The sequence below is a fragment of the Borborobacter xinjiangensis genome (assembly GCF_047739745.1).
Lineage (GTDB): Bacteria > Pseudomonadota > Alphaproteobacteria > Rhizobiales > Rhizobiaceae > Pseudaminobacter.
The window spans coordinates 39,161-48,308 of record NZ_JBLLVA010000030.1 but is presented as its reverse complement, the minus strand read 5'-3'; the positions used below and the strand labels follow the sequence as shown (position 1 = coordinate 48,308).

8 protein-coding genes are annotated in these 9,148 nt (G+C 62.4%); 3 read left to right on the top strand and 5 right to left on the bottom strand.

Going from position 1 to position 9,148, the window contains the following annotated elements:
* Positions 1–97, top strand: a 97-nt coding sequence (locus tag ACLKMW_RS22395) for a DUF736 family protein (RefSeq protein ID WP_415726751.1), incomplete at its 5' end; no start/stop codon positions are given.
* 302 nt (positions 98–399) lie between these two features.
* Positions 400–564, top strand: coding sequence for a hypothetical protein (locus ACLKMW_RS22390; protein ID WP_415726747.1), 165 nt, complete (start codon positions 400–402; stop codon positions 562–564).
* Positions 565–609: 45 nt separating this feature from the next.
* Here ACLKMW_RS22390 and ACLKMW_RS22385 read toward each other — a convergent pair whose 3' ends face one another.
* The 5 genes from ACLKMW_RS22385 to ACLKMW_RS22365 form a co-directional block, all read right to left on the bottom strand.
* Positions 610–894 (bottom strand): WGR domain-containing protein, encoded by a 285-nt coding sequence (locus ACLKMW_RS22385; RefSeq protein WP_415726750.1) that lies wholly within the window; start codon positions 892–894, stop codon positions 610–612.
* A 349-nt stretch (positions 895–1,243) separates the two neighbouring features.
* The gene (locus ACLKMW_RS22380; protein ID WP_415726746.1) at positions 1,244–1,819 is read right to left on the bottom strand and encodes a DUF1173 family protein; all 576 of its coding nucleotides are present in this window, start codon (positions 1,817–1,819) and stop codon (positions 1,244–1,246) included.
* The gene (gene traG / locus ACLKMW_RS22375) at positions 1,776–3,695 is read right to left on the bottom strand and encodes a Ti-type conjugative transfer system protein TraG (protein ID WP_415726745.1); all 1,920 of its coding nucleotides are present in this window, start codon (positions 3,693–3,695) and stop codon (positions 1,776–1,778) included. Before traG ends, ACLKMW_RS22380 begins: the two co-directional genes overlap by 44 nt.
* A 23-nt stretch (positions 3,696–3,718) precedes the next feature.
* The gene (locus ACLKMW_RS22370) at positions 3,719–3,982 is read right to left on the bottom strand and encodes a conjugal transfer protein TraD (RefSeq protein WP_415726744.1); all 264 of its coding nucleotides are present in this window, start codon (positions 3,980–3,982) and stop codon (positions 3,719–3,721) included.
* A gap of 49 nt (positions 3,983–4,031) precedes the next feature.
* The gene (locus ACLKMW_RS22365; protein WP_415726743.1) at positions 4,032–4,256 is read right to left on the bottom strand and encodes a TraC family protein; all 225 of its coding nucleotides are present in this window, start codon (positions 4,254–4,256) and stop codon (positions 4,032–4,034) included.
* A 223-nt stretch (positions 4,257–4,479) separates the two neighbouring features.
* Between ACLKMW_RS22365 and traA the strand changes: the two genes are divergently transcribed.
* Positions 4,480–9,144: a Ti-type conjugative transfer relaxase TraA gene (traA, locus tag ACLKMW_RS22360; protein ID WP_415726742.1), complete on the top strand. Its 4,665-nt coding sequence runs from the start codon at positions 4,480–4,482 to the stop codon at positions 9,142–9,144.
* Positions 9,145–9,148 lie beyond the last annotated feature (4 nt).

The window sequence follows — 9,148 nt, the reverse complement described above, 5'->3', positions numbered from 1 at the left end:
CGACCCGAGCTTCCCCGCTCCGATCTACGCCACCCTGATCGAGGTGGAAGGCGAGGAAGGCCTGCAGCTGATCTGGTCCCGCCCTAACCGGGACTGATCGCCCCAGACAGAGGACCCAGCCGCACAGGCGGGGTTCCTCGTGTGCATGGAGAAGCCGTAACCAGGCATCGAGCCTGCTCCGGGCTTTCTGCCGCCAACCGAAGGGGCGGGAGTGTGCTCAGATCGTCCGAGCCTGCCATGGCGATCCGAAAGCCCCAAGGACTTCGCGGTTCCCCAAAATGCTGGCGCATTTCGGCTCCCCCACTCGCCGGCTCAGCCGGTCGCTTGCGCGATTCCTGGCGCGTCCGCTCTGCCATGACAGCCGACGTCGTCTTTCACCAACATCAGGGAGACGGCGACATGTCGATCGATCAACACATTGAGGAACTGCGTGCCGAGCTGCGCAACGCTGTCTACCGCGACGAGCGTCACGAAATCGAGGCCGCTCTGGAACTCGCTCTTGCCGAGCGTGAAGTCATCTGGGCCGAGCAAGAGGCGCTGATGAACGCCGAGCCTCCTTTCTAGGAGGCTTTCGCCTGACACGTAACCTCATAGGCCGGATCGACCGGCCTATGGGGTTCGCCGAGCCCGGCGACTATGCGGCTGGCCGCGCGTTTGCGGGCCGTAACCGCGCACGCGTTTGCTGCGCAGCAGCTCGAGGAAGAGCTGCACGGCGTCTTCCTCTTTGTTGAAATGATGTTGCATGGCCTGGCCACGCGCGCCGATGCGTCCCCATCTGCGGGTCAGACAGACGTCTCCGAACAAGGTCGCCTCGATCGACATGGCGTAAAACCGGGCCATGTTCTTCGCGGGATCCATCCGCTCCACGTAAAGCTGATAGGGTTGCATGATCATAGGGACAGGGTCGCGCTCTTCGCTTTCAAGGTCCAACGACTTCTTTGAATCGGGCGCGTGCAACCGATTCATTTGGTGATGGATCAGTTCACCAGTTCTGTCGTGTCCACGCCATGATGAGCAAGCCATTCCTCGACCAACGTCTTGCCCTGCGACTATGCGCGCGTAGTCCAAATCGGGCTGTATCAAGAACGAGGGAGAGTAGCCCCTCCGGCCAAGGGACCCAAGGCGCCGGGTTAGGACGATCTTGGGCGAGCCCATTCGGGGACGGCTCTACTCGCACCGTACGATCGGCGCTCCCGGAGCCCGCAAGCGGTCTCTGCGCAGACGCGTGACGATCCTCTCGCGACTACGAGGCCGTCCACTGCGGACGGCTTTCCAGGCACCGCTTACAGAGGAAGATCAAGCATTGGTCCCTCCGCAATGTCCCATATCCAGGGATCCATCCCGCTCTCCGAGACAAGCAGTTCGAGGGTCTCGCGATGGGCTGCCCCCCGTCACGGGTCAGCACGACGCTCGCCATCAGCTGTGTCGGCGGCAAATTGTAACGCAGTCCCTTCACGAATATGGAATCACGCTTCGTGAGCGCGTGAAGCAGCATGCCCTCGTCCTGGCTCTCAAACGGAATCCACCGTTCGCTGACCATCATCAGCGCGATCGCCTTGATCGCTGCGATGCCGGAGACCCCGACCCCGAATGTTGCCGCTGCGATGAGGTGCGCTTCCGGGCTCGCATCCCAAAGTGCAAATTCGCGAGCGAAGACTTGTTCATGCGGCGGGTGATGTCGTCGGCCAGCATGAACGGATAGCGCGGCGCGTGTTTGACGATCACGCGCGCCCGATCTGGCCGGCTGGATCCATTCGACCGGTACCGGCCAAAAACTAGCCGGCAGTCTTGACGAACCTGTTCGGACTGGCCTGCGCATCCATGTCCTTTCTCCGGAAGTAGATCGCTCGCCCGCAGCGGATCGGATCGTGGCCCTGCACAATGATGATCTGCTCGTCCTTGCGCATGTGCTGCGTGATTTCGTGCGGCATGATCAGAGGGCGGCGTTGCAGGTTGAGGCTTTCCGACCGCCGCGACCCGCTGTTGGAATTGCTCCACCCGACATTGCGGGATTTGCCCTGAACCTCGACGGTCATCTCGCCGCATTGCGCCGAGACGTTCCTTGCGGTTTCGAGCGCCTTGATCGCGGCATAGGAGGCGAAGGCGCAGCCATCGATCCAGGACGTCGCGCCGTCTTTCCCGAAATGCCGTTCGAGCTGTCCAACCGACTGATACATCAACATCAAGGTGATGCCGTATTTGCGGCCGCGATCGCGCGCCTCTTCGAGAACGCTCATATAGCCAAGCAAATCGACCTCATCGAGCATGAACAGGGCCCGGCGCTGAAAAGCGCCATCGGCCTGTGTCATCGCATTGATCAGCGAGCCGATGATCACCCGGCCAATGCCCGGATATGACCGCAGGATGGCGGCGGGGATGTTCAGAAACACGTCCCGCTTGCCGGCGACGAGATCGCTCGACTTGAACGATCGACCGCAGACGAGGGCGGCATAATCATCGAGCGACAGCCACTGCGTATCCTTCGATGCCGTGGAGTACACGCCGGAGAACGTCTGCTCGGTCATATTGGTGAAGACGCCGAGCGTTTCGCGGATGAACGCGGATGCCGATGTCTCCTGAATATCGCGCAGCATGGCGAGAACCGACGGCTCCGGCTCAGAAACGATCAGGCGCAAACTGCGTAAGTTTCGTCGGCAGGCATATTCCGGCGAGAGCACGACATGGGCGAGCAATCCGGTCAGAAGATTGTGCGCCTGGTTCTGGAAGTAGCTGCCGGTCGAGGATTCGAACCGCGCGCTTTCCGACAGCAGCATATGGGCGACGGCGACAATATCCTCCTCCTTGTGTTTTGAGGTTTCGATCCAGTCGAGGACGTTGAAACCCGTGACGGGGTTTGTCGGATCAAGGACCATGCACTCGCGGCCGAGCGTTTGCGTCCTGTGTTCGACCACCATCGGTGCGACCTCGGTCGATGGGTCGAGGCAGATCAATGGCCCGGTATAGCGCAGCGCCGTCGGCACGACATTGCTGGTCGTCTTGAAACCGCCGGATCCGGCGAAGAACAGCATATGGGTTGAATCAAAATCCTGCTTGTAGGTGAGCAGTGGTGCGGTCCCGCCGCTGCCCCATGTTTCGCGATCTGATGGATCGAACGGCACGTCACGGATCGTCTCCTTGTCGACGCGGTAGCGCTCGCCGACGACGATCTCGCCGTCTGGCGGAAACAGCTTTGCGGCCGCCGACATCGTGAGCCAATCCGCATCGCCGAAGGTTCCGGGCTTTGCACGCTTCACCGGATCGGACACCACGACCGATATCCGCGCCGAAATCGCCACGATGACGAAACCGACGGCCGCGGCGATGACGGCGAAGAAGTCGAAATAGGACAGCGCTTCGTCCCAGGTCACCGCACCGCTCTCGACAGATGGCGAGAGGCGCGCATATTCACGCAAAGCGTAGAAGCCGGCGACCCCGAGAAAGCAGATCAAGCTGACCATCGCCACCGGCCGGCGGCGATGCATCGGCAGCGCGAACACGGTGATCAGTCCCGCGATCGGACCGAAAAGCAGATTGGGAATGGGCGCGGAGCGCAGGAACCAGTAGGCGTGATCAGGCGAGAAGCTCGCAGCCATTCCCTGCCACCTGTACGATGTGATCATCAGCGTGATCGCTGTGACCGCCGCAGGCACGATTGCCCATAGCAACGCGGGCTTCAGTTTGGACTTGCCTGCCATCTCCGGCATCCTCTCGCTGGCGCTCAGTCACCGGTGGAGTTCTCAGAACCATCACTTGCGGCGGTTCCGGCCTTCGCCGTTTCCGCGCTATTCATCCGATCCCGCTGGAAGGCCATGCCGCCTTTTGCTTTCAGCCGATGATGCTCGGCTGACCCGACACGCACGGTCGAAGCTTCCAGCAGCACGCCGAGCAAAAATGCGCGGTCGGCCTGTCGCAGCCCGGCCTTCACGACCAAGCCGCCGAGCGTGATCTTCTCGCGCGCGTCCTTCTTGCGATCCTCTGTCATCGTCTGCCGCCGCCTTCGCTCCAGGGCCAGAATGCGCCGATCGAGGCGCTTAAGCTGATGCGCCTGAAGGCCTCTTGGCCCCCTTGCGAAATCGCGCGGCGATCTCCTCGAAGACGGCGTCGAGCTCGTTGTCGGGAATGTCCATCTCGGTTAGGCCCGCCTTGGCGGCCGCGCGCGCGAAGCGCTCATTGGCCTTTGCGAGAATTCCACGGCGTTTTTCGCGGAGTTTCTCAATTTGGGCGTCAATCTCTGAAATCGATGTTTTAGCACGCATTATCCGCCTTTTCCTTTCCGGAAGCCTTTCTTTGCGCGGCGATCATACAGTATGGAAACGCATAGTAAAAGGTGCTAGTTTCCATCAAGCTGTGAGGCTCATTTTTGGTCTGCGCCCGCAAGGGCGCATCCCGAGAAGCGGCATCGGTCTTGGCAGGCCGATCTGTTCGAGGGCGCAATATACGTCGCGGAACGCGACTTGGCTTGAAGAGGTTCTGGATCGCATGGCGATCATGTTCGTACGGGCACAGCTGATCAGTCGGGGAGCGGGACGCAGTGTCGTCTCGGCTGCCGCCTATCGCCATCGTACGAGGATGGAGGAAGAGCAGACCGGCATGAGCTTCCGCTATGAGGGCGGCAAGGCCGAGCTTGTGCATGAGGAGCTGGCGCTGCCGGACGAAACGCCGGCGTGGCTCCGCACCATCGACGGTCGAACGATTGCCGGCGTCAGCGAGGTGCTGTGGAATGCCGTCGATACGTTCGAGAAGCGGGCGGACGCGCAGCTTGCCCGCGAGATGATCTTCGCGCTGCCGGAGGAGCTGTCGAAGGCGGAGAACATTGCCCTGGTGCGTGAATTCGTGCGCGACAACCTCACGTCAGCTGGCATGGTTGCCGACTGGGTCTATCACGACAGGCAAGGCAATCCACATATCCACCTGATGACCACCTTGCGGCCTTTGACCGATGACGGTTTCGGCAAGAAGAAGGTCGCGGTTCTCGGCGATGACGGCAAGCCGCTGCGTGTCGTGACCCCTGATCGGCCGAAGGGCAAGATCGTCTACCGGCTGTGGGCCGGCGACAAGGACACGATGAAGGTCTGGAAGATTGGCTGGGCGGAGACGGCTAACAAGCATCTGGCGCTTGCCGGCCACGATATCCGTCTGGACGGTCGTGCCTATGCCGAGCAGGGGCTCGACGGCATCGCCCAAAGCCATCTCGGCCCGGCAAAGGCGGCATTGGCCCGAAAGGGCAGGGAGATGTATTTTGCTCCCGCCGCTCTGGCGCGTCGGCAGGAAATGGCCGACCGCCTTGCCGACGAACCGGGTCTTTTGTTGAAGCAGCTCAGTCGTGAACGCTCGACATTCGATGAGTGGGAAATCGCCAGGGCGCTGCATCGCTATGTCGACGATCCCACCGTCTTCGCCAACATCCGCGCGCAACTGATGGCGTCGTCGGATCTGGTGACGCTGAAGCCGCAGCAGATCGATCCGGACACCGGAAGGGTTTGCGACGTTGCGGTGTTCACCACGCGCGCTATGCTGCGCACCGAGTTCGATATGGCGCAGTCGGCGCAGGAGCTTTCGCGTCGATCTGGCTTCAAGGTTACGTCCGAAAAGGTCGATGACGCCATTCTCGTGGTCGAAAGCCGCGATCCGGAAAAGCCGTTCAGGCTCGACGCCGAACAGGTCGATGCGGTTCGGCATGTTACCGGTGACAGCGCCATATCCGCCGTGGTCGGGTTGGCCGGTGCGGGCAAATCGACCCTGTTCGATGCGGCGCGCATTGCCTGGGAGATAGACGGCCGTCGCGTCATCGGCGCAGCGCTCGCGGGCAAGGCGGCAGAAGGACTCGAAGAAAGTTCGGGGATCAGATCGCGCACGCTTGCTTCATGGGAGCTGGGGTGGGCGGACGGTCGCGACACGCTGCAAAAGGGCGATGTGCTGGTCATCGACGAGGCGGGCATGGTGTCGTCGGAACAATTGGCGCGCGTGCTCAAAATCGTGGAAGACGCCGGCGCAAAAGCGGTGCTGGTCGGCGATCCGATGCAGCTCCAGCCGATCCAGGCGGGCGCGGCATTCCGGGCGATTGTCGAACGCATCGGTTTTGCCGAATTGACCGGTGTGCGCCGCCAGCGCGAGCAGTGGGCGCGGGATGCCTCTCGCCTGTTCGCACGCGGAAAGATTGAAGAGGCGCTTGATGCCTATGCGCAGCACGACCGCATCGTCCAGCTCGAAACGCGCGATGCGGTGATCGAGCGGATCGTCGAGGATTGGGGGCAGGCGAGGGAGGATTACCGAAAGAAGGCCGAATCCGACAACCGCGCCTTGAACGGTTCGGAACTGCTGGTTCTGGCGCAAACCAATGACGATGTCGGAAAGCTGAACCATGCGATCCGCTCCGTGATGCGGAAGCAGGGTGCGCTTGGTGAGGAACGCCCATACCAGACCGACCGCGGTGTGCGGCAGTTCGCTGTTGGCGACCGACTGATCTTCCTCGAAAACGCGCGCTTCTTTGAGAAACGTGCCGAGCATCTTTCCGTGCAGCACGTCAAGAACGGCATGCTCGGCACCGTCGTTCGCACGACGAACGAGCGCGGCGAGACCCTGCTCACGGTGAAGCTGGATGCGGGCCGAGAGGTAACCTTCGGCCAGGAGACCTATCGCAATGTCGACCATGGCTATGCGGCGACCGTGCACAAATCTCAAGGGTCGACCGTCGACCGGACGCTCGTGCTCGCCACCGGCATGATGGATCAGCATCTCGCCTATGTGGCGATGTCGCGGCATCGCCATCGCGCCGATCTCTATTTGGCGCACGAGGATTTTGCGCCGCGCGACAAATGGGGCAGGACGCAGCGCGTCGATCACGCAGCGGGTGTCACCGGCGAACTGGTCGAAACCGGAGAAGCGAAATTCCGTCCGAATGACGAGGACGCAAAAGAGAGCCCCTATGCAGATGTGAGAACAGACGACGGGAGCGTACATCGCCTCTGGGGTGTAAGCCTGCCGAGGGCAATGGGACAAGGCGGCGTCGGGATCGGCGACACCGTCACGTTGCGCAAGGACGGTGTTGAGAAAGTCACGGTTAAGGTGCCCGTCGTAGATTCCGAAACCGGCAAGAAGACCTTTGAGGAACGTGAGGTCGAGCGCAGTGTCTGGACCGCAAAGCAGGTCGAGACGGCGGAAGCCCGACAGCAGCGGCTCGCGCAGGAAAGCCATCGCCCGGAGCTGTTCAGGCAGTTGGTCGAGCGGCTGTCTCGCTCCGGCGCCAAGTCGACCACGCTGGATTACGAATCCGAAGCGGGCTACCAGGCACAGATCGTCGACTTCGCCCGCCGTCGCAACATGGATCATGCCATCGAGCTTGCTGCCGGAATGGAGCAGGGGGTGGAACGGCACCTGTCGTGGATTGGCGCGCAGCGTGATCGCCTGGCCCGACTTTGGGAGCGCGCCAGCGTCGCGCTCGGTTTTGCGATCGAGAAGGAGCGCAGCGTCTCCTATGACGATCAGGCGGTTCGCGCGAAAACGGTGGATCCGGCATATGTCGGTGGAATTGCCCCCGCGCAGATTGGGGCGGCTGCCGAAGAGACGCGATATCTGCTCGCGCCGCAGGCAAATTTTGTCCGCTCGCTGGAAGAAGACGCGCGGATGGAACATCTGGCGTCGGCACGGTGGAAAGAGCGCGAGGCAATCTTGCTGCCCGTGCTCGAGCGCATTTATCGCGATCCTGCCGCTGCCCTCGCTCGGCTCAACGCCCAGGCATCGGCCTTCGATGTCGAGCCACGGCGGCTCGGTGAAGATCTTGCTCGCAGTCCCTCGATGCTCGGCGTCATGCGCGGCAGCGATATCCTGGTCGACGGCCAGATAGCGCGGAAGGAACGGGCAAAGGCCGTTGCCGCTGTCGCAGAGCTCGAGCCTCTGGCGCGCAGTCACGCCGACAACTTCAAGCGTGACCGGGTCACGTATGAGAACCGCGAACATGCGCGCCGCGCCGCCATGGCGCTTTCGGTTCCAGCGCTGTCGCCGCATGCCGTGGCGCGGCTCAATGAAATCGAGGCGGTGCGCGAGAAGAGCGGGGAGGGCGCCTACAAGACCGCCTTCGCCTATGCCTCGGACAAGCGTTCGCTGGTGCAGGAGATGAAGGCCGTCGGCGAAGCGCTGACCGCCCGTTTCGGCTGGAGCGCCTTTACCGAGAAGGCCGACCAGTATGCCCAAAAGCAGATGGTCGCGCGCATGCCCGAGGGGGTGTCAGAGGCGAAACGGCAAGAGCTGACGACGCTGTTTGCGGCCGTGCGCCGCTTCAACGAACTGCAATATCTGGCCGAGAGACGCGATCCGTCGCGGATTGCAGCACCGGTGGCCTACGATCCGGCCAAGGCTCCAGAGATGTCCAGGCCACCGGCCTTGCCGATGCTCGCAGCTGTCACCGAATTCGCGGCAACTGTCGCTGATGAGGCCAAGCCACGTGCGCTGGAGGTTCCCCGCTACAGGCAGCAGCGCGCAGCGCTTGCCGAGGCCGCCCAGCGCGTCTGGCGCGATCCTGCTGCGGCGCTCGCGATGATCGAGGATCTGGTCGCGAAAGGTATCGAGCCGCAGCGTATTGCGCGTGCCGTCGAAAATGATCCTGCTGCCTATGGTCCGTTGCGTGGTTCCGATCGCGTCATGGATCGGCTCATGGCCACCGGCCGGGAACGCAAGGCGGCGGTCGCCGCCGTGGGGAGCGTTACCGCCGGGGTCATTGCGGTAGGCAACGCCTGGCAGGACGCATTCGACGCTGAGAAGGCGGCCATTGCTGCCGATCGGGAACGGATGAGCGTGCCGGTGCCTGGCCTGTCGCCGCGGGCGGTATCCGAGCTGTCCCGTTTGACGGCCGCTGCCGAAAAGTCACCCAAGGACATAACGAAGCTTGTCCGTTCTCTGGACGCGACGGTCAGAGCGGAGTTCGAAGCCGTCAGTAAAGCGCTCGACAGGCGGTTCGGGCCGAACGCGATTGGCCGGGGACAGGCCAATGTCATCGATCGGGTGCCGGCGGCGCAGCGCAAGATCTTCGAGGCCATGCAGCCCCGCCTCAAGGTGCTGCAGAATGCCGTTCGCGCCGACAAGGCTCAGGACATCATTGCCGAGCGCCAGATGCGGGCGCTCAACCAGACCAAGGGCATCACGAGATAGCGGA